This is a genomic window from Acidobacteriota bacterium, from assembly GCA_026393675.1.
Taxonomy (GTDB): Bacteria; Acidobacteriota; Vicinamibacteria; order Vicinamibacterales; family JAKQTR01; genus JBAXOX01.
Genome location: JAPKZQ010000028.1, coordinates 25,872 through 44,995, shown reverse-complemented (window position 1 = coordinate 44,995; position 19,124 = coordinate 25,872). Strand labels below are relative to the sequence as shown.

General features: G+C 65.3%; 16 protein-coding genes. 7 read left to right on the top strand and 9 right to left on the bottom strand.

What is annotated here, in order from left to right; translation table 11 throughout:
- Positions 1-13 precede the first annotated feature (13 nt).
- Genes NT151_07600 through NT151_07585 form a run of 4 tightly spaced genes read right to left on the bottom strand, consistent with a single transcriptional unit; the run spans position 14 to position 4,481 of the window.
- On the bottom strand, positions 14-1,798 hold the full coding sequence (locus tag NT151_07600; GenBank protein ID MCX6538780.1) for a hypothetical protein: 1,785 nt from the start codon (positions 1,796-1,798) through the stop codon (positions 14-16).
- Between the two features lie 57 nt (positions 1,799-1,855).
- The gene (locus NT151_07595; protein ID MCX6538779.1) at positions 1,856-2,851 is read right to left on the bottom strand and encodes a glycosyltransferase family 2 protein; all 996 of its coding nucleotides are present in this window, start codon (positions 2,849-2,851) and stop codon (positions 1,856-1,858) included.
- Between the two features lie 41 nt (positions 2,852-2,892).
- Positions 2,893-3,663, bottom strand: a complete 771-nt coding sequence (locus NT151_07590) for an ABC transporter ATP-binding protein (protein ID MCX6538778.1) — start codon at positions 3,661-3,663, stop codon at positions 2,893-2,895.
- The gene (locus NT151_07585) at positions 3,663-4,481 is read right to left on the bottom strand and encodes an ABC transporter permease (protein ID MCX6538777.1); all 819 of its coding nucleotides are present in this window, start codon (positions 4,479-4,481) and stop codon (positions 3,663-3,665) included. Before NT151_07585 ends, NT151_07590 begins: the two co-directional genes overlap by 1 nt.
- A 158-nt stretch (positions 4,482-4,639) precedes the next feature.
- Between NT151_07585 and NT151_07580 the strand changes: the two genes are divergently transcribed.
- The gene (locus tag NT151_07580; protein ID MCX6538776.1) at positions 4,640-6,616 is read left to right on the top strand and encodes an O-antigen ligase family protein; all 1,977 of its coding nucleotides are present in this window, start codon (positions 4,640-4,642) and stop codon (positions 6,614-6,616) included.
- A gap of 27 nt (positions 6,617-6,643) precedes the next feature.
- On the opposite strand, the gene NT151_07575 is transcribed toward NT151_07580, so the two are convergent.
- Genes NT151_07575 through NT151_07555 form a run of 5 tightly spaced genes read right to left on the bottom strand, consistent with a single transcriptional unit; the run spans position 6,644 to position 10,341 of the window.
- The gene (locus NT151_07575; GenBank protein MCX6538775.1) at positions 6,644-8,008 is read right to left on the bottom strand and encodes an amidase; all 1,365 of its coding nucleotides are present in this window, start codon (positions 8,006-8,008) and stop codon (positions 6,644-6,646) included.
- On the bottom strand, positions 8,005-8,214 hold the full coding sequence (locus NT151_07570; protein ID MCX6538774.1) for a hypothetical protein: 210 nt from the start codon (positions 8,212-8,214) through the stop codon (positions 8,005-8,007). Before NT151_07570 ends, NT151_07575 begins: the two co-directional genes overlap by 4 nt.
- Complete coding sequence (locus NT151_07565; protein MCX6538773.1) at positions 8,211-8,660, bottom strand: CoA-binding protein; 450 nt, start codon at positions 8,658-8,660, stop codon at positions 8,211-8,213. The genes NT151_07570 and NT151_07565 overlap by 4 nt, the downstream gene beginning before the upstream one ends.
- 31 nt (positions 8,661-8,691) lie before the next feature.
- Positions 8,692-10,140, bottom strand: a complete 1,449-nt coding sequence (locus NT151_07560) for an alpha/beta fold hydrolase (GenBank protein ID MCX6538772.1) — start codon at positions 10,138-10,140, stop codon at positions 8,692-8,694.
- Positions 10,141-10,152: 12 nt separating this feature from the next.
- Entirely contained in the window at positions 10,153-10,341 is a 189-nt protein-coding gene (locus NT151_07555) for a DUF5808 domain-containing protein (GenBank protein MCX6538771.1), read from the bottom strand.
- 43 nt (positions 10,342-10,384) lie between these two features.
- Here NT151_07555 and nadA point away from each other — a divergent pair, with 43 nt between their 5' ends.
- From nadA to NT151_07525, 6 genes are all read left to right on the top strand, one after another.
- Positions 10,385-11,320: a quinolinate synthase NadA gene (nadA, locus tag NT151_07550; GenBank protein ID MCX6538770.1), complete on the top strand. Its 936-nt coding sequence runs from the start codon at positions 10,385-10,387 to the stop codon at positions 11,318-11,320.
- Between the two features lie 116 nt (positions 11,321-11,436).
- A complete protein-coding gene (gene nadC, locus NT151_07545) occupies positions 11,437-12,321 on the top strand; it encodes a carboxylating nicotinate-nucleotide diphosphorylase (GenBank protein MCX6538769.1) in 885 nt (294 codons plus the stop codon).
- A 22-nt stretch (positions 12,322-12,343) separates the two neighbouring features.
- Entirely contained in the window at positions 12,344-13,900 is a 1,557-nt protein-coding gene (gene nadB / locus NT151_07540; GenBank protein ID MCX6538768.1) for an L-aspartate oxidase, read from the top strand.
- A 77-nt stretch (positions 13,901-13,977) separates the two neighbouring features.
- The gene (locus NT151_07535) at positions 13,978-16,062 is read left to right on the top strand and encodes a HAMP domain-containing sensor histidine kinase (GenBank protein ID MCX6538767.1); all 2,085 of its coding nucleotides are present in this window, start codon (positions 13,978-13,980) and stop codon (positions 16,060-16,062) included.
- Positions 16,059-16,742, top strand: a complete 684-nt coding sequence (locus NT151_07530) for a response regulator transcription factor (GenBank protein ID MCX6538766.1) — start codon at positions 16,059-16,061, stop codon at positions 16,740-16,742. The genes NT151_07535 and NT151_07530 overlap by 4 nt, the downstream gene beginning before the upstream one ends.
- A gap of 93 nt (positions 16,743-16,835) precedes the next feature.
- Entirely contained in the window at positions 16,836-19,043 is a 2,208-nt protein-coding gene (locus tag NT151_07525) for a tetratricopeptide repeat protein (GenBank protein MCX6538765.1), read from the top strand.
- Positions 19,044-19,124: the final 81 nt, after the last annotated feature.

The following is a 19,124-nucleotide window of genomic DNA, read 5'->3' as shown; positions in this document are numbered from 1 at the left end:
CCCGGCCGGGTTCTTACTCCGTGATTTCCAGCCGGAATCGCCGCACACGAATCCCGCGGCTCGCGCAGATCGCGCGAACCCGGGCTTCGCGTGCTGAATCTACCGATGCCGTGCTGAACACGACCTCGTCGATTCGGCAACGAGCCAGAACGGATTCGAGCGAGTCGACCCCACCCCTCACGGGAACGCCCATCAGCCGCCTCCGGAGTTTCGCGGCATCATCATCAAGGAATGCGACTGGTGTAAGGCTCCATTCCCGATTGGCTCGCATCTCCCGCACGAGCAACTGACCACCAGAGCCCGCGCCGTAGATGAGCGCGCGTTTCGCGCGCCCATTCTGAATCGTGGCGGCCTCGCCCATCAGGCGAAACGACGCGCGCACCGCGACGAGGGCCAGTGTCAGTAGCGCGGCATCGATCACGAACACGCCGCGGGAGAATCGTTCGAGTCGGTCGAAATAGGCCGCGGCGAGGATGGACGCCACCGAACCCAGGAGTACCCCGCGCACGATCGCGAACAGATCGCGGATGCTGAACGACCACCACATCCGGTCGTACACCCCGGCGAGGTAGAGTGCCAGCAGCTTGCACCCGAGGATGACGGGCAGCGAGACGCTGAAGATCTTGAGGAAATTGTCGAGCGCCTCGCCCTCGAATCGGATGCGATACGACCCGTACAGCACCGCGGAGATCACGACCACGTCGAGCAGCATCTCGATGGCATGCCATCGAAACGTCAGATCCCTCAGGAACGGCGCAAACGTGGTCTTCTGTAAGGCCCGGAAATCCTCGCCGTCGTACGCGGGCACTCTGGCCAGGTACACGCCGAACAGCACAACGGCTACGACGAACAGCACCGCGACAGGCATGCGCCCAAGGCCATTGGGGTAAATCAGCCAGGCCGTGACGCTCCCGGCCACCGCCACGCCATAGAGCGTGGCCACGGCCATCCGCTCAGTGAGGCCCAGAGACACCAATCGGTGCGAGAAGTGATCGATGCCACCGCGCGTCGCGTTGCGGCCAGCGAGAAGCCGGAGCACCAGCACGAATGACGAATCCAACAGGGGGACCACGAGTAAGAGTGCGACTACGAATCCGTCGAACGGCAGCACGACACCCGGGCGAACGAGCACCACGAGGGAACAGCCGGCGATCATCGAGCCGAGAAACAGGCTGCCGCAATCGCCCATGAACAACCGCGCCGGCTTCACGTTCCAGATGAGGAAGCCTCCGATCGCGCCGGCGAGCGCCACCAGGACCGTCACGAAGAAGGGTCCAAGCACTCCGCCAAAGACCGTCGTCAGACCGATCGTCGCGACCAGCGTCACACCCCCGGCCAACCCATCCATGTTGTCGAGCAGATTGAACGCATGGATAAGGCCGGAGTACCACACCACGAGGATTGTCGTTTGCCACCACGGCACCGGCGAGCCGCCGGCGACCATCAGTCCGTAGAGCAGGAATGATCCGACCGTCAGCGTGGCGACCAGTTTCGTGAGCGCGGTGAGTTCGAGCCTGTCATCGAAGATGCCAACAACAAAGAGGATGCCGGACGCGGACATCACGATGACCACCTGGTGCCAGGCCATCGGAATCCCCCACACCGCCAGCGCGACCAGGGTCACAACCAGCGTGGTCCCCGCCAGCGCGACGCCGCCGAACGTGGGTGTGGGTACGCGATGCCAGCGGTCGGGGCGAGGCGGGACGACAGCACCGTGACTGGCGGCGACGCGGCGAACCAGCATCGAGAGCGTCGCGGACACGACGAAGCCGGCAACGAACACAAACGAAAGCGTCATGCGTGCTTCAGAGTACCACGTTCGGGAGGTACCACATCCTCAACCCTCGCGGTGCGTCTAGGGCAGGGGGCCAGTGACCCCATGCAGCCCGTCCCAGATACCTCGCGCCATCATTCGGAGGCGGTGCCAGCGATGGGGCGTGAATACTGGGTACACAATGGCCATGAACAACAGGCGCTCGAGATCGTTGTAGATCCAGCGCCGCGGCGCGTGGGGCATGCGGTACATGATGACGCTGTTGCGAAAGACATAGTAGTTGCGCTCAGGGCTGTGAATCGGCACGTTGCGCCAGCGTCCCAGCCAGAAGCGCAGTGTTCCGCTTCCCATGCTGTGCTCCATCATGGCGTCGCACACGCCGAACGAGCGGTAGCCGCGCGATGTCGCCCGGAAGATCCACTCGTCGTCGACGTGGTCGATGAAGAAGTCCTCGTTCATGTCGCCGATTTCGTCGAGCACGGACATTGGAATGAGCGCGCCGGACGTGATGAGCAGGTCGGTTTCCAGCGCCTGGCCGGGTCGGGCGGCGTCGCAGAACACCTGCCGCAGCTTCAACCGGCCCAACCGGACAAAACCGGACATCCAGCCGCTGTAGCGGTCCACGCGCCGAGGCCCGACCGCCGACACTCTGATGTTCTGAACGTTCAACGTCTCAAGGGCCGCCGCGAGGTTGCCTACCATGTCCGGTCTGGGGACACTGTCCTGGTCCAGCAGCAGCACGTGAGTAAAACCGCGTGCTCTTGCCCACGCGATGCCGCGGTTGTGTCCGGCGCCAACGCCGATGTTCGACTCCAGCCAGAGAAATTCGATCTGGCTGCGCTCGTCATCGGTCAGGCTTGCGAGGAGGGAGTCGGCGGACCAGTTGGAGCCGTTATCGATGACCAGGACCTGGTCAACCTGTGGACACACCGAGACGAGCATCTCCCGCAGAATCGTCTCCTCCGGACAGAAGCTGAGGATCAGCGCCGCAATTCTTCGATTCGCCGGCATGGTGCGTCGATCCGGAACGCCATCCTCCGCCACACCCGAGAGAAGACGCGTGGACAATTCGCTCATGACAGGGCGGACTGATCGTGCACAGTCACTCTCCGGCGCGTTCACAATCCAGGCTGGCGACTGTGTTGCGCCGCCAGATCGGCATAGTGCGCGAGGCCCTCATCGACGGCGCCATCAAACAGCAGCCGGCCGTGATCAAGGACCAGGACACGATCGCAGATGGCACGCACCGCATCCGGCTCGTGCGACACGAAGAGGATCGTCTTGCCGCGTTTCTTGAAGTCGGCGATCGTGCGCACGCACTGCTGCTGGAAATCCGCGTCGCCCACGGCGAAGATTTCGTCGAGCAGCAGGATGTCCGGATCGAGGTTGGCCGAGATGGCGAAGCCAATCCGCATGTGCATGCCGGACGAGTAGTTCTTGATCGGGACGTCCATGAAGTGCTCGAGTCCCGAGTAGTTGACGATCGCAGGATAGATCGCCTCGGTTTCGGCGCGGGACAAACCATGAATCGAGGTGCTCAAGAACACGTTTTCCCGGCCCGTGAGCTCGTGCTCGAAGCCGACGCCGAGCTCGATCATCGTGCCGATGCGTGCGTCGCGTGGCAGGAAGAGATGACCCGATGTGAGCCGGTAGATCCCGGCGACGAGCTTCAGGAACGTGCTCTTACCGGATCCGTTCCTCCCGACCAGGCCCACCGCCTCGCCCTTGCTGATCGACACCGACAGGTCCCGCAGAGCCCAGAACTCCTCGACGGTTTCGCGTTTGCTCTCGAGAAACATGGCCAGGAAGCGACTCTTGAGATCAACCGTCTTGTTGTGGCGAAGCAGAAACCGCTTGGAGAGGTCCCGAGCGATGATGCCCCCGTCCATCAGAGTTGCTCCGAGAGCCGGTTTTCCACGGCCAGGAAAAACCGCATGCCGACCAGAAGCGCCCCACACCCGTAGACGGTTCCGACAAGCCACATCTCCGCGCTGGGCCACTGGTGATAGTAGAAGATCTGCTGATAGGCCCCGATGTAGGGCGAGAGCGGACTGAGCAGGATGAGCGGCCGCCACTGCCCAGGGACCTGCGACAGGGGGTAGACGATGGGCGTCACCCAGAACAGGATGGGCAGGGCCACTTCCAGCAGATGCCGGACGTCCAGAAAGAACACGGTACCTGCGGCGAGCACCAACGCGACGCCGATGGTAAAGAGCACCTGCAGCATGAGGAACACCGGATACAACAGCATGGGTGCCGCCAGCGGCACGCCGTACGCAACAAGCATCAGCGGCAAAAACACCACGATGGTCAACAGGTACTGAGCGAGATTGAAGAGGACGGTCGCGACAGGGAGGACGGCCGACGGAAACCTGACGCTCTTCATCAGGTCGTCGCTGTCAGTAATTGATCGGGTCGCCATGGTGGTCGATCCGACAAAGAAGCCCCACGGGAGAATGCCGAGGAGCAGAAAGAAGACGAAGCCCTCGACTTTGGATCCCAGGATGTACTTGAAGGCGACCGTGTAGACGCCCATCATGATCAGCGGATTGAGCAGCGACCACAGGAACCCGAGCACCGAGCCGCGGTACTTGAGCTTGAGATCCTTGAGGACGAGGTTCTTTAGCAGTTCCCGGTAGCGAGCGAGCCCCGCAATCGTGCTCCAGATTGTCGAGCGCTCCGTTGCGCGGTCCACCATGTCGGTCATGTCAAGCTCGAATAGACTATCATGGCCCCACTGCAAGAGAGCAAGAGGGGTCGGGAGTCTTTGCTCGGAGGCCCTCTCTTGAATGACAAGAATGTAATCTGCTGGGGCCAAGGCAACCAAGATTACAGTTTTGTAATCGCGATGAGACGAAGTATCCGATGAGTCCCGGCCCCTTTATCCCCTCCCGTTCGTGGCGGTGGCCGTGGGCCGGCGCGCTCGCACTCCCGGTTTTCGGACTGCTCTGGCAGTCGTTCTTCTGGCTCGATCGCGTTCCCATCGTCACCAAGGTCGCCTACGCGGGCCTCACCGTGCTGTCCGCGATGCGTCCGACGTACGGATTGCTAGTGATCGCGGCGCTGGCAACGCTGGGGGGCCCAATCGGCGACCTGGCCGGCGCGCCGCACGAACGCACCACCGAGGCGCTCGTGTTGACATTTCTGGTCGGCTGGCTGGCGCGCACCGTGGTCAGGCGCGAGTCGATCCTGGACAAGGGCGACAGCCTGTCGGCGCCGATCGCGTTGTTCGCGCTCACCGTCTCCGCCTCGCTCGTCGTGACGTCCGCCGCCGTCCAGAGTGCAACCGCGCCACCCTGGCAGTACATCCGGCTGGCCACCGACCTCCTCGCCCATGACTACTTCGGCGGGACGTACTACGAAACGCACAATTGGTATCACGCGGCGCTTCTGGTCGAAGGCGGATTGCTGGTCGCGGCCGTACTGCAATTGGCGAGGCGGCGACCTGATCTCCAGATCGCCGTGGCCCGCATGCTCGCGGTCGGTATTACCTCGGCTGCCGTGCTGTCGTTAGTGCGTCTGGCCATGGGACTGATGCGGGCGGCAGACCCGGTGGGATTCCTGTTTCGGGCTGCGACAGCGATTCGGATCAGCGTGCATACCCCCGACTGGAATGCCGCGGGCTCGCACTTCGTGCTGGCGTTGCCGGTACTTTGGGCGCTTGGGATGATGGCGGGGCGATGGCGGCCTGCGTGGGTACTTAGCATCATTCCGGTCGTCGCTGCACTGTGGTTGTCGGGATCGCGGGCAGCACAGTTCTCCATCCTGCTGATGCTGGCCGCCGTGGTGGCGCTCAGCGTCGGGCGACATGCCAGAATGCGGCTGATCCTTGTGGCTGTGGTTCTCATCACGACGATTGGCGGCGTGATCGCGTCGCGACCTGGGCCTGAATCGTCGGTGGTGACCACATTGCAGATTCGCTGGATGTTCGCGCAGACCAGCTGGGGCATGTTCCGGTCGGCACCGTTTTTCGGCGAGGGCATCGCCGAGTACTATGGTCGCTCGACAGCCTTCATGCCCGCCAGGCTCAAGGCTCAATACCCCGCCGAGAATGCCCACAACAACTTCATCCAAATCGGCGTTGAACTGGGGATGACGGGACTGGGCATCTTCCTCTGGCTGCTCGCGTCCGCGTGGCGCCGCGCCCGCCGTGGACTTCTGGCAGGTGCCGATCTGCTCTTGCGCGGCCTGCTCCTCGGTCTCGCGACCGCAATCCTGACGTTTCTGACGGGACACCCGCTGCTCATCGGCGCGTTCGCGTGCAGTTTCTGGATCGCGCTCGCGCTCGCCGTGACGCGAGCCGATACGGTGGACAGCCAATCCGCGAATGCGGCGCAGCGATTGCCCGCGCAGGCTGGGATTCCCGCCCGGGCCACATGGCGGCCGCGTGTGGTCGCGGTCGTCGCGCTGGTGATCGTCGTGTCGGTGCCCTTTCGCGCGTATCTAGCCCGTGACGAAGTGAACTTGTCCGGCGTGCAGTACGGGTTTGCCACGGGCGAGATTGATCCCGTCTCGAAGCAGCGCTTTCAGTGGGCCGGCCCGCGCGCCACGGTCTTTGTGCCCACCCACGCGCAGAGCCTGTACCTCTCTGCCAGTTCGGCGACCGATGACGATTCGCTGGAGCTGGAGCTGAGGATCGATGGGCGCCTGGCCAATCGCGTCGTGCTTCGTGACGGATTCTGGCGGGACATGAGGCTGATCCTGCCTGTCACGGGATCGACACACCCCTTCCGTCGGATCGACCTCACCGTGAGACGAACCAGCGGCGACAGCCGGCCCGGATTATCGCCGAGTGATTCGAACGCACCCCGGGTTCGCGTCAGAACGATCCGCGCCAAGTAGCCGCATCGACCAGGCGGTCAGGAGCGCCTACCCCGCCAGGTGCGCTTCGCACGCGGACGCGACGCCCAGCAGCGCCTCGGTGGCGTGACGGCGTCCCACCAACTGCATGCCGCAGGGAAGCCCAGCCGACGTCTGGGCCATCGGCAGCGAAATCGCCGGATGACCCGTGAGGTTGAAGAGCTGCGTCAGGCGCAGCATCATGTTGCGAACCGGTTCCTTCTTCCCCGCGATGTCCACAGAGTTGGCGCCGATAAGCGGAGCGGGTATCGGCAGCGTCGGCAACGCGAGCGCGTCGCAACCGGCCAGCGCCGTATCGACCTCGGCCCGCAGCACGTCGCGGCCACGCTGCGCGCGCACGTAGTCCTCGGCCAGCAGGTACCGCCCCATCTCAATCCGGAGCCGGACATTCGGCGTATAGAGTTCAGGGTGCTGCTCGATCATGCTGGCGTGATACGCCGACGCTTCGGGCAGCGACGTGTGGAGATAGATCGCCCCGATCTCTGCCGCGTGGGGGACAACCACATCGACCGTCTCGGCCCCGGCCTGCCGCAGCCACGCCAGGCCTTCGGCGAATCGCTGCCGGACCTGGTCGTCGACGATGTCGAGAAAGTACGGACGCGGAATGCCGAGGCGGAGGCCTTTCACGTCGGATCGAGCAGGCAGCGGCCAGAGCGCGGCGGACCGGTCTCCCCGCATGACCAGGTAGAGCAGCCAGGCATCAGCGACGCTCCTTGCGAGCGGCCCGACGTGGTCGAGCGATTCGCTGAGCGGCACGACACCGTCACACGGCACGTCGCCCCACGTCGGCTTCAGGCCCACCGTGCCGCACGCGGCCGACGGGATGCGAATCGAGCCGCCGGTGTCGGTGCCAATCGACGCGACCGACATGCCCGTCACAATCGACACCGCCGAACCGCCGCTCGAACCGCCCGGCGATCGCGCCGGGTCATGCGGATTGCGCACCGCACCGTACGCCGAATCCTCGCTCGTCGTGCCAAACGCAAACTCGTGCAGGTTGGTTTTGCCGACAACGACCGCGCCAGCCTCGCGCAGCCTCGCCGTGACGGGAGCATCCTTCGACGCGACATGACCCTGCCGGACCTGCGATGCCGCCGTGGTCGGCACGCCCCGCATGTCGATCAGGTCCTTGAGCGAGATCGGAATGCCGTGCAGCGGCCCGCGGCACTGTCCGGCGGCCAACTCCTGATCGAGCGCCCGCGCCCGCTCGAGTGCCTCGTCACCCGTGACGGTGATAAAGGCGCGAAGCGGCTCGCTGTTGCCCGCAATCTCGGCGAGACATGCTTCGGTCAGCGCCTCCGACGTGATCTGTCGAGTGGCGAGAAGCGGCGCCAATTCAGTGATTGAGCGGAAGTGGAGCGCCTTCGCGTTCATTGCCCGGCTCCCTGCGGCGGCCGCGCCGTGGCACCGAGCCGTCCATCATCGGTCTGTTGCCGGACGGCGCCGACCAGATCGTTCCAGTCGGCCGCGCGTAGCACCCGCGTCGCTTGCGCAAGCGTGGTCAACAGCGGCTTCAGATCTGGTAGTCCTCGCCGATCGGCATCGGCACACGCGCTTTCGAGCCAGTGGTCAAGGGTCATGGGAGTGCCTGTTCGCGTGGCGCACCATCGCGCTTTACCGACAGCGCCACACCGTCGCCAATGGGAAGCATCGTCGTCAACATCCTCGTGTCGGCGGCCAGCCCCTGTTGCTCGCAGAACCGGATTGCCTCGGGCGATTCGGCACCCTGCTGCATCCAGATCCGCCGGATGCCCGCCTCCGCGGCTTCCCGCACCAGCGCCGAGGTCGATGCCGGCGGCGTGACCAGGATGACGCCTCCGACGCGCGAGGCCACGTCCTTCAGGCTCCGCGCGCAAGGCACGCCGGCAATGGTCTCCGCCTCGGGATGCACCAGCAGGATGGAGTAGCCCTTACCCGCGAGTTCCTTACGGATCGTGTTGCCAAATCCCGCGCCGTTGCGCGACACGCCTACAAGCGCGAGCGTTTTCTGTGAAAGCACCTCGTCTATGACTTGACGCGACACCATGGCTGCGGCCTCCGATCGGGACGGATGCAGTTTACCGCTTGCCGGTTCCCGCCTGCTCGCCAATCCAGGTGCTGATCAGATCGAGGAATCCCGGCACGAACTCTTTCTTGAGCATCCCGTACTCGATCACGCTGCCAGTGGGCGAATCCTGATAGAGGTGATTGGCGCGGGGGAACACCTCGATGCGGTAGTTCTTGAGCCCGCCGCGTGCGAACGCCTTCTCCATGGCGGCGCGATTCGGCCCGGCCGCCACCTGCACGTCGTGTTCGGCGAAGATGGCGAGCGTCGGGCACTTGACCTTGTCGAGGACGGTGGCCGGATCGAATTCGAGGAAGAACTTGAACCAGGGCGTGCGGACGCCGTCGAGCTGGCCCTTGACTTGGGCCTCCACGAACTTCTCCGATTCCCCAATGGCTTTCCGCTGGGCCTCCGGCATCGCGGCGATCCCGGCGTTCATTTCGCTGCGAATCATCGCTTCGACCTCGTCCCAGCCTGTCCCACTGCGGACCGACGCGAACATCTTGCGCTGGATCTCCTGATTGCGGCGCACCTGCTCATCGGTGCGGCCGGCCGCGCGTCCCACCAATTCCGACTGCGCAAGCATGATCTGTTCGCCCGGCAGCCCAGGGCCAGACATCAGGATGATGAACGCGATGTCCGAGACCCGGGCGGCCAGCATCGGTGCCACCAGGCCGCCCTCGCTGTGCCCCATCAGGCCTATGCGCGTTTTGTCGATCTCCGCGCGTGCTTGCAGATACTTCACGCCGGCAAGCGTATCGTCGGCGAAGTCCGCCGACGTCGACTGCGAGGTGCTGCCCGTCGAACCGCCGACGCCGCGGTCGTCGCAGCGCAGCACGGCGACACCGTGACGCGTCAGGTGATCGGCAATCACCTGGAAGACCTTGAAGCCGAGAATCTCCTCGTCGCGATTCTGGGCGCCGCTCCCCGTAATCATGACGACAGCGGGACTCGGTTTGCTGGAGACAGGAAGCGTCAGCGTGCAGGCGCGTGTCACGCTGCCAGCCTTGAACGTCACTTCTTCCTCCTTGTAGGGCGGAGGCACAGCCGGCGCAGCCTGGGCGGCCGCCGCTCTGGCGGCAGCAGCCGCCGCGCCCCGCATCAGGTCGAATGTCCCGGCAACGGTGGCCTGCTGGAACGTGCCCGAGATTGTGTCGCCCCGTTGCTCGCCATCGAAGACCGCCAGCCCCGGCCCGCCCATCAGTTCGAAGTGGATCTTCGTGCCCTCAACCCTGACGTGGATCAGCGGCAGGCCCCTGGCACCTTGCTGCGGGATGTCAATGGTTGCCTTGTAGTTGGTGCCATCCGCCGCCAGCACCACGACGATGCCGAGTTGGGTTCCAAGGATGCTGATGTTGCCTTCCCAGCGCCCGGCCACACCAGGCTGGGCCATGGCGCGACCCGCGGAAAAGACGCTCGACATCAGGGTGACCAGCGCGACAAGCGACATCACACGGCGCATGACAGCCTCCGGCTACTTCATTGGTGCGTGGCTCTGCGGCTTCGACGGCGAGATGCCGAGGATGGCCCCGATGATGAACAGGAATACCACGATAAACACGAGGGCTTTCGTGTTGCCAAGGTTGATAGTGTAGCCGACGCCAAACCGCTTCTCGACGAAGATCGATGCGTCGTCGCGGTTGACATAAAACACGCCCAGCACCCACTGCCGGCATCCTCGCATCGACCGCTGATAGAATGCGTTGGTGGACCTCACCGTCGACCTGTTTGCCGAGATCGAACGCCTCAAGCGCGAACGCAACGCGATGGTCCTGGCGCACTTCTACCAGGAGCCCGACATCCAGGACATCGCCGACGTCGTTGGCGACAGCCTCGCCCTGGCCCAGGCCGCGGCCCGCGCCCGCGCCGACGTCATCGTCTTCTGCGGCGTCCACTTCATGGCGGAAACCGCCAAGATCGTCAATCCCGGCAAGCTGGTCGTGCTGCCCGATCTGGCCGCGGGCTGCTCGCTGGCGGACAGTTGCCCGGCGCCCGAATTCGAGCGGTTCGTCCGGGCGCACCCCGATCACTACGTGATCAGCTACATCAACTGCAGCGCCGGCGTGAAGGCGCTGAGCGATGTGATCTGCACGTCCAGTAACGCCGAACGCATGATCGCGCACGTGCCCGTCGGTCGGCCGATCATCTTCGCACCCGATCAGCAACTGGGTCGCTATCTGATCAAAAAGACCGGGCGCGACATGCTGCTGTGGCCTGGCGCCTGTTCGGTGCACGTGATCTTCTCGGAGCGCGCCATCGTCCGGCTCAAGGTCGAGCACCCCGACGCGCTCGTGCTCGCGCACCCGGAGTGCGAAGAACGCGTGCTCGCGCTGGCCGACCACATCGGATCGACCACCTCGATCCTCGAGTACGCGAAGAAGAGCCCGGCCCCGAGCTTCATTGTCGTCACCGAGTCGGGCATCATCCATCAGATGAAGAAGGCGTGCCCCGGCAAAATGTTCATTCCCGCGCCGCCCGACAACGGATGCGCGTGCAATGAATGTCCGTACATGCGGCTGAACACGCTGGAGAAGGTGTACCGGTGCATGCGCGACGGGACACCCGAGATCACGATACCGGAGGACCTGCGAATCAGGGCGCTGGCGCCCCTGCAGCGCATGCTCGACCTCAGCGCGCAATGATTGGGTCGGGCAATAATTGGGTCAGACCCCATTTCTCAAGAAGTGGACACTTTGCACAGCGCAATGGCGACAAAACGGCGGAATTGGGGTCAGACCCCAATTCCGGGAGCTCCATCATGACTGCTGACCCGTTCCGTCGGAGCAGTGTGACCGATCTCGACCCGGAGATGATCCGGCGCGAGATCCGGCGCTTCCTCGACGAGGACGTCGGCGCGGGAGACGTAACAACTGAGCGCGTCGTGCCGCCCAATGCAACCGGGCGCGGCTGGATCGTCGCGCACCAGGCATGCGTCGTCGCCGGCCTCGATCTCGCACGGGCGGTGTTCCGCGAACTCGACACCACGCTGACCGTCGAGTCGAAGGTGGACGATGGCGCGCAAGTGGCCGCCGGCACGAAGATCGTCTCGCTCGAAGGCCGCGTGGCGCCGATCCTGACGGGCGAGCGGCTGGCGTTGAACCTGCTCCAGCGACTCTCAAGCATCGCCACGATCACACGTCGCTATGTGAACGCGATTGCCGGCACGATGGCTTCAGTCTCGGATACGCGAAAGACGATGCCGGGCCTGCGCGTGTTTGAGAAGTACGCGGTGCGGACGGGCGGCGGACGCAATCACCGCATCGGCCTCTTTGACGCCGTGCTGATCAAGGACAACCACATCGCCGCGGCCGGCGGCATCGGGCGGGCGATGCGAGCCGCCAGGGGCACAGCGCGCACTATCATGCCGATCCAGGTCGAGATCGACACGCCGGACCAGCTCGCCGTCGCGCTCGAGTGCGGGGTGAATGCCGTCCTGCTCGACAATATGACTCCGGAACAGGTCGCAGCCTGCGTGGCCAGGATCCGGGCGCAGCCGCGCGGCGCCGCCTGCTGGATCGAAGCGTCGGGCGGCATCACGCTGCAGAACATCCGCGCGTACGCCGAGTCGGGCGTCGATACTATCTCGGTGGGCGCGCTCACGCACTCGGCGCCGTCGGTGGATATCGGGCTCGACCTGGAATAGCCTCCCGCACTAACGTAAACAGATGGACAGGCGCGAAACCGACGTCCTCGTGGTTGGCAGCGGGCTCGCCGGATGTGCGGCTGCGCTGATGGCCGCCCGCGGCGGCGTGCGCGTCATCATGCTGAACAAGGCCGACCGCGCCGAGGAGAGCAACACCTGGCACGCGCAGGGCGGGATCATCTATCGCGGCGTGCTCGATTCCCCGGAGCAGCTGGCGTCCGACATCATGACGGCCGGAGCCGGTTTGTGCGATCCGGCGGCCGTCGAGCTGCTGAGCCGCGAAGGCCCGCGCCTGGTCAAGGAACTTCTGCTCGACGATGTCGGCGTGCCGTTCGACCGCGCGACCGATGGCCAGCTCGACCTGACCGCCGAAGCGGCGCACTCAGTGGCCCGCATCATCCATACCGAGGACATGACGGGCCGATCCATCGAAGAGTCGATGATTGCCGCCGTCCGGCGCGAGCCGAACATCACGATTCTCGCGGGTCGGACGGCCATCGACCTGCTGACGCTCTCGCATCATTCGCGCAACCTGCTGGACGTGTATGCGCCGCCGACCTGCGTCGGCGCGTATGTCTTCGACCACGCCGCGCGGCACGTCGAACTGCTGATGGCGAAGGAGACCATTCTCGCCACCGGCGGTCTCGGACGCATCTTCCTGCACACCACGAACCCGGCAGGCGCCTGCGGTGATGGCGTCGCGATGGCGTACCGCGCCGGGGCGCGCTGCATCAACATGCAGTTCGTCCAGTTCCACCCGACGACCCTCTATCACGGCAGCGAACGCTTCCTGATCTCGGAGTCGCTGCGCGGAGAGGGAGCCCGGCTCATCGATGCGGAGGGACGCGAGTTCATGCTCGCGTACCATCCGGATGGATCGCTCGCTCCACGCGACATCGTGGCGCGCGGCATTCACCAGATGATGCACGAGACCGGTGCGCGCTGCGCGTATCTCGACATCTCGCACAAACCCGCCGACTGGATTCGCACGCGCTTTCCCGGGATCCACGCGAAGTGCCGGGAGGTCGGCATCGATATCACGAGCCAGCGGATCCCGGTCGTGCCGGCGGCCCACTACAGCTGCGGCGGCATTGCCGTCGACCAGTGGGGCCGGTCGAGTATGCATCGGCTGCGCGCGGTGGGCGAAGTGTCGTGCACGGGTCTGCACGGCGCGAATCGACTGGCGAGCACGTCGCTGCTCGAGTGCCTGGTGTGGGGCACGCGCGCCGGCGAGGATGTCGCCCGCGCTGTCGCGTCCGGAGATGACTTCTACCTGCCCGAGATTGCGCCGTGGCAGTACGAGACCGAAGCGGTTGATCCCGCGCTGGTCGCGCAGGACTGGCTCACCATCCGGCAGACGATGTGGAATTACGTGGGGCTGGTGAGGACGCGCAAGCGGCTCGACCGGGCGGAGCAGATTCTGCGCGAGCTGCACCTCGAGGTCGGCCGGTTCTACGCACGGTCCGAACTGAACGACGGATTGATTGGCCTGAGAAACGGCATCCAGACTGCGCTGGTCGTGCTGCTGGCCGCAACGGAAGCACGCGAAAGCCGCGGCTGTCACTACCGCGTGGACTGACTCCTGACAGAATCTTGACGGGATCCCTTCAAGATTCATCCCGGTTTTGCACTGGTCAGCGCGTCGCGGCAGGTGCGATGCAACGACTGTGCTATAAGTCGGCGCTGATGCACCTGCGCCAGCCTTCGTCTGCACGCGACGCCACGGCTCGTCGCCGCCCGCTTCTCGTGCTGGGCGCACTGGTCGTCGCGCCAGCGGTGTTGCTGGCCGCCCTGGGCCTGCGCACCCTCGCGCAGGACACGCGCCTGGCCGAGGCCCAAGCCCGCGAACGGCTCGATCGCGCAGCCGGGCGCGCAGCGCTGGATCTCGATCACGCGCTTGCTGATTGGCAGGGCGCCGTGGACCGCATCGACGCCCGCGACCCGCTCGTCGTGGCCAGGCTCCCGCGTCTCATCGCGGGTGTGCTGGAATCCTCGCCCGATGCCGTCGCGATGGTCGTTGGTCCGCACCGTCAGGACGCTGTTCCATCCGGGCGCGTGCTCTATCTGCTCGATGCGGTCTCTCAGGACACCTCGCAGATCGGGGCCGTGCCGGCCGCTCTTCGCGCAGGCGAGCGATGGGAGTTGCAGGCAGGTGATTTCGGTCGCGCGGCCGACGCGTATCGGGCGCTGCTCGCGGCGCCGGATCGGACGCTGAGGCCGTGGGCACTGCAGAGGCTGGCTCGGACGTTGGCGAAGGCCGGAAATCGGGAGGAGGCGGGTCGGTACTACGAAGCGCTCGGACGGGAGACGGGCGCGATGATCGGCAGCGTGCCCGCCGGTCTGATCGCCGGCTTCGAACGCTGCGCGCTGGAGGAGCGGCTCGGATCGTCAAAGGACCTCGCGCGCGTTGCTGCGGACTTCCACGCCGCGCTCTCCAGCGGACGCTGGCCGCGGCTCGAAAAGTCCCGCTATCTCTACTACTCGATTCAAGCGCGCGCATGGCTCGCCAAGGCCTCGGCAACTCAAGCCGTGGGTGTCGCCGAACGTCTCGATGCGGAACAGCAGAGACTGGCGCTGACCGATGTGGCCGCAAGCGCATTCGCGGCGATTTGGGCAGCAGGCCAACACGCCGCCGGGCATCTTGTGCTCCCTGTCAGCGCAGGGCACGCCATGGTGTTCTGGCGTACGACTCCCGCGGGGAACGGCCAAACGGCTATGGTGCTGCTCGGCGACAACGCTCTGCGCACCCGTGTGTGGCCCGCAGTGCTCTCGGCGGCTTCGTCAGCCGATGTCAGTCTCTCGCTCGTGGCACCCGACGGCACGACCATCGTCTCCGAACCCGGAATCACCCATGCTGCCGACGGCGCAACCGCGTCGCGCGTGCAGACGATGCAGGACGGCGAGTTCCTCTGGCGCGTGCGCGCCGATCCCCGCCGACCAGACGCGATCAACGCGGAGGTCGCCCAGCGCCGCTGGCTGTACGTGTCCATGCTGGTCGTCATGGTGGGTGGGCTGCTCACCTCCGGCTTCCTGGTGGTGAGGACGCTCAAGCGCGAAGTCGAGGTCGCGCGACTCAAGTCTCAGTTCGTGGCCGCCGTGTCACACGAGTTCAGGTCGCCGTTGACGGGCATCTCACAGCTCTCGGAGCTGCTGGTCGGCGGCCAGGTGCGCGACGAGGAGCGGCGTCAGCAATACTACGAACTGATACATAGCGAGAGCCGCCGCCTCTCGCGCCTCGTCGAGCACGTGCTCGATTTTGCGCGGATGGAGGATGGACAAAAGGAGTACCGTCGGGAGCCCATCGACATCAGCCCCTGGTTGCGCGCGGTAGCCGATGAATTCCAGCGTTCGTTGCCAGCCAAGGGCAAGACCGTCGCGACATCGGTGCCGGACAATCTGCCGCCAATCGTGGCCGACGCTCAGGCGCTTTCCGGCGCAATCCAGAACCTCCTCGACAACGCCGTGAAGTACTCGCCGGAGTGCGACACGGTCTGGCTCGACGCTTCGACTACCGCGTCGACTGTCGTCATCACCGTGCGCGACCGAGGCGTGGGCATCCCGCCGGGCGAGCAGCCGCACGTGTTCGAACGGTTCTACCGGGGCCACGCGGCCTCCGCGGTCACCGGCACCGGTCTTGGCCTCAGCCTCGTCAAGCACGTCGTCGAGGCGCACGGCGGCACCATTACACTCGACAGTAAGGTTGGTGAAGGCACCACCGTCACGATCACCCTACGCCCATGAAACTCCTCATCGTCGAAGACGAGCCCAGTATCGCTACAGCGCTTGCCGATTCCCTTCGACTCGAAGGCTACGACGTGCACGTCGTTGGCGACGGCGTGTCGGCAGAACGCGCCGCGCTTGCGGAACGCTTCGACCTGATCCTGCTCGACATCATGCTGCCGCAGCGCGACGGCCTGACCGTGTGCCGCAGGCTTCGGAGCGCCGGGCTTCGCACGCCCATCATCGTCGTGACGGCGCGCGCCCAGGAGGTGGACAAGATCGTCGCGCTCGAGTTGGGCGCCGACGACTATGTGACCAAGCCCTTCTCGCTCGGCGAACTGAGCGCGCGAATCAGGGCGGTGCTCAGGCGTGGAGCCGGTGCCCCGTCGAGCCAGGACGACAGTGAGATCTGGGTGCACGGGACCATTAGCGTGGACTTCCGGCGCGGCGAGGCAACCGCGTCCGGCAGCGTCGTGGCGTTTACGGCGACCGAGTTTAAGCTGCTTAGGGTGTTCGTCAAGCATCGCGGCGAAGTGGTGTCGCTCGATCGATTGATGCAGCTTGTGTGGGGCGACGGCATTTCGCTCACCGACCGCGTCGTCTACACCCACGTGAACAACCTGCGCGCGAAGCTCGACGCCGCTGGTGCGCCGGACCTCATCACGAGCGTGCGCGGATTGGGATACCGGTTTGATGGCTGAAATCATCGCGAATCCTGAACCAGTCCAGCCCAAACCGTGGAGCAAGCGACGCCGCGTCGGCCGTACGCTGTGGCTGTCATAGGAGGACGCACGATGACGCAACGGTCACGTTCGGCGACGGCGATGGCAGCGGCAGCAGTGATAGTGGTGATGCTTGTGTCGGTTATGGCGCTTGTCGCGCAGCAGCGGCCCGTCGCGCAGACGTCGCCGCCCCAGTTGGCGGCGGGATCGCCAGACGCGTTGCTTGGACAGGCACTTCATCAGGAGGAGGTCGAGGGGCGCCTCACCGACGCCATCGCCACCTACGGCCGAGTCCTTAAGGCGGCCGGCGTGACCAAGGCGCAGGGCGCCCGCGCGCAGTTCCGCATCGGCGCCTGCTACGAGCGCCTCGGATTGTCGGAGGCACGCCGGGCCTACGAGGCCGTCATCGCAAACTACTCCGACCAGGTCGACTTGGCCGCGCAGGCGAAGGCCCGCCTTGCGGCACTGGCCGACCCGGCCGGACGCGCCAACAGCGGCGGTCCCGTGCTTCGCCAGATCTGGGCCACAAGCGAGGGTGTGACCTGGAACCGGATCTCGCCCGACGGGCGCTCGGTCGCCGGTGTCGACGACGAGACGGGCGATCTCGTTGTCCGCAGCCTCGCCACCGGCACGACCCGGCGGTTGACCGCCATTCCGAAAGATCGCTGGAAGGAGGATGGAGCAGACTCTCCTGTCTGGTCGCGCGATGGGCGCTATGTGGCCTACGGCTGGTATTCGGGGGAGAAGCCATATGAGTTTCGCATCGCCGACGTCGCCGACGCCACATCGAGAATCGTCCCGATGGATTCGCGATTCCGGCTGTCCTCGCCGGAGGACTGGTCTCCTGACGGCCGGCGCGTGCTCGCCATCGTGGAGGATGCGCTCCCGACAACGCGTCGGCTGCACCTGGCGTGGGTGACCACGAGCGGTGGAGCCGTGCAACTGCTCGCCAGCGCCAGCACGCGCGAGCGCCTCGGCGGCGAGGCTCTTCTTGCGCCCGATGGCGCATGGATCGTCTTTCGCATTCTGGAAGAAGACACGGGGGTATCCATCATGGCGGCCGGGGGCGGACCGCCACGCATGCTGATTCCAGTCGCGTCCTCCGATTCGCTGGTCGGGTGGAGCTCCGATGGTACGCACGTGCTGTTCATATCGCGCGAGCGCGGATCCGACGGCCTGATGGTGGTGCGTGTGATGAACGGCCAGGCGGTTGGACAGCCTATTCTCATTCGCGCGTTGCCGGAGTTTTCGTCGCTTGGCGTCTCGCAGGCCGGCGCGCTTCTCTATCAAAGCAGGCGGGAACCCAGGCTCAACCTGTACCGGGCCAGCTTCGACGCGACCTCCGGGCGCGTGGACCCTCCATCGAGAGTGGACGTCTCCACGGGCCAATTGAACGGCTCGGTGTCGTGGTCCCCGGACGGCCGCCGGCTGGCCTACGTGAGCTGGGCCAACGGCAAGCCATCGAGGACCTTGTCGATCTGGTCGGCCGAGCATGCTCAGACCCGGTCCTTCAGCCTGCCGTTCAGTGCGTTCAGGTGGGGGTGGACTGCGACGACATGGAGCGCCGACGGACGTTGGGTCTACGCAGCAGGGCAAGATGACGCCAGTTGGCTCGGGGTGTACCGAGTCAACGCCGAGAGCGGAACGGTGGAGGCCGTGCTGCCGCCGGCGTCTGGGGTGTTCGGGACGGGTCGCATTTCGAATACCTACGTGGTGCCGATCGGCTGGTCGCCAGATGGACGCGTCGTCTACAAGAGCGTGATGAGCTTTCTGGAGACCGGCGCACTCGGGCCGGGGGCCATCGTCGAGCATCGCGTCGCCGACCATGCCGAGCGGGAACTGCTCAAGAGCGGCACCACAGGGACGAAATTGAGCGGCTTCAATGTGTCCCCCGACGGCAGCCAGCTCGCGTTCACGCTGGTTGACTACACGGCGCGCAAGATTACGGTGATGGTCGTGCCAGCCGCCGGTGGTCCCGCGAAGACCCTCACCACGTTTCCTACGACAGCCGAGGGGGTCGTCAGGTGGACGGCTGACAGCCGGTCGGTCATCTTCGCGTCGCGCAGCGACGGGCAGCAGGAACGGTTGTTGTGTGACGCGACCACGGGAGTCGTGACGAAGCTCACCCTCGCGTCCGAGGACGTGCAGGAGATTACCTTGTCCCCCGACGGCAAAGAGATCGCCTACATCGGCGGCCCCAAGGCGAAGGACGAGGGCGTATGGATGCTCGAGAACTTCCTCCCGCCCAAGCAGGGGAAGGCCATTCCGCCGAAAAAGTAGAGAACGTCACGGCGCGGTCACGGTCCGGTCATGTTCGTGGTGCGGCGGGCGGTGCAGGCAGCATCGGGCCACCGCCCTCCG

What these genes read in the sequence shown, in the direction of transcription:
- NT151_07600 (MCX6538780.1), bottom strand. Translation starts at nt 1,798, where the DNA reads ATGACGCTTTCGTTTGTGTTCGTTGCCGGCTTCGTCGTGTCCGCGACG.
- NT151_07595 (MCX6538779.1), bottom strand. Translation starts at nt 2,851, where the DNA reads ATGAGCGAATTGTCCACGCGTCTTCTCTCGGGTGTGGCGGAGGATGGC.
- NT151_07590 (MCX6538778.1), bottom strand. Translation starts at nt 3,663, where the DNA reads ATGGACGGGGGCATCATCGCTCGGGACCTCTCCAAGCGGTTTCTGCTT.
- NT151_07585 (MCX6538777.1), bottom strand. Translation starts at nt 4,481, where the DNA reads ATGACCGACATGGTGGACCGCGCAACGGAGCGCTCGACAATCTGGAGC.
- NT151_07580 (MCX6538776.1), top strand. Translation starts at nt 4,640, where the DNA reads ATGAGTCCCGGCCCCTTTATCCCCTCCCGTTCGTGGCGGTGGCCGTGG.
- NT151_07575 (MCX6538775.1), bottom strand. Translation starts at nt 8,008, where the DNA reads ATGAACGCGAAGGCGCTCCACTTCCGCTCAATCACTGAATTGGCGCCG.
- NT151_07570 (MCX6538774.1), bottom strand. Translation starts at nt 8,214, where the DNA reads ATGACCCTTGACCACTGGCTCGAAAGCGCGTGTGCCGATGCCGATCGG.
- NT151_07565 (MCX6538773.1), bottom strand. Translation starts at nt 8,660, where the DNA reads ATGGTGTCGCGTCAAGTCATAGACGAGGTGCTTTCACAGAAAACGCTC.
- NT151_07560 (MCX6538772.1), bottom strand. Translation starts at nt 10,140, where the DNA reads ATGCGCCGTGTGATGTCGCTTGTCGCGCTGGTCACCCTGATGTCGAGC.
- nadC (MCX6538769.1), top strand. Translation starts at nt 11,437, where the DNA reads ATGACTGCTGACCCGTTCCGTCGGAGCAGTGTGACCGATCTCGACCCG.
- nadB (MCX6538768.1), top strand. Translation starts at nt 12,344, where the DNA reads ATGGACAGGCGCGAAACCGACGTCCTCGTGGTTGGCAGCGGGCTCGCC.
- NT151_07535 (MCX6538767.1), top strand. Translation starts at nt 13,978, where the DNA reads ATGCAACGACTGTGCTATAAGTCGGCGCTGATGCACCTGCGCCAGCCT.
- NT151_07530 (MCX6538766.1), top strand. Translation starts at nt 16,059, where the DNA reads ATGAAACTCCTCATCGTCGAAGACGAGCCCAGTATCGCTACAGCGCTT.
- NT151_07525 (MCX6538765.1), top strand. Translation starts at nt 16,836, where the DNA reads ATGACGCAACGGTCACGTTCGGCGACGGCGATGGCAGCGGCAGCAGTG.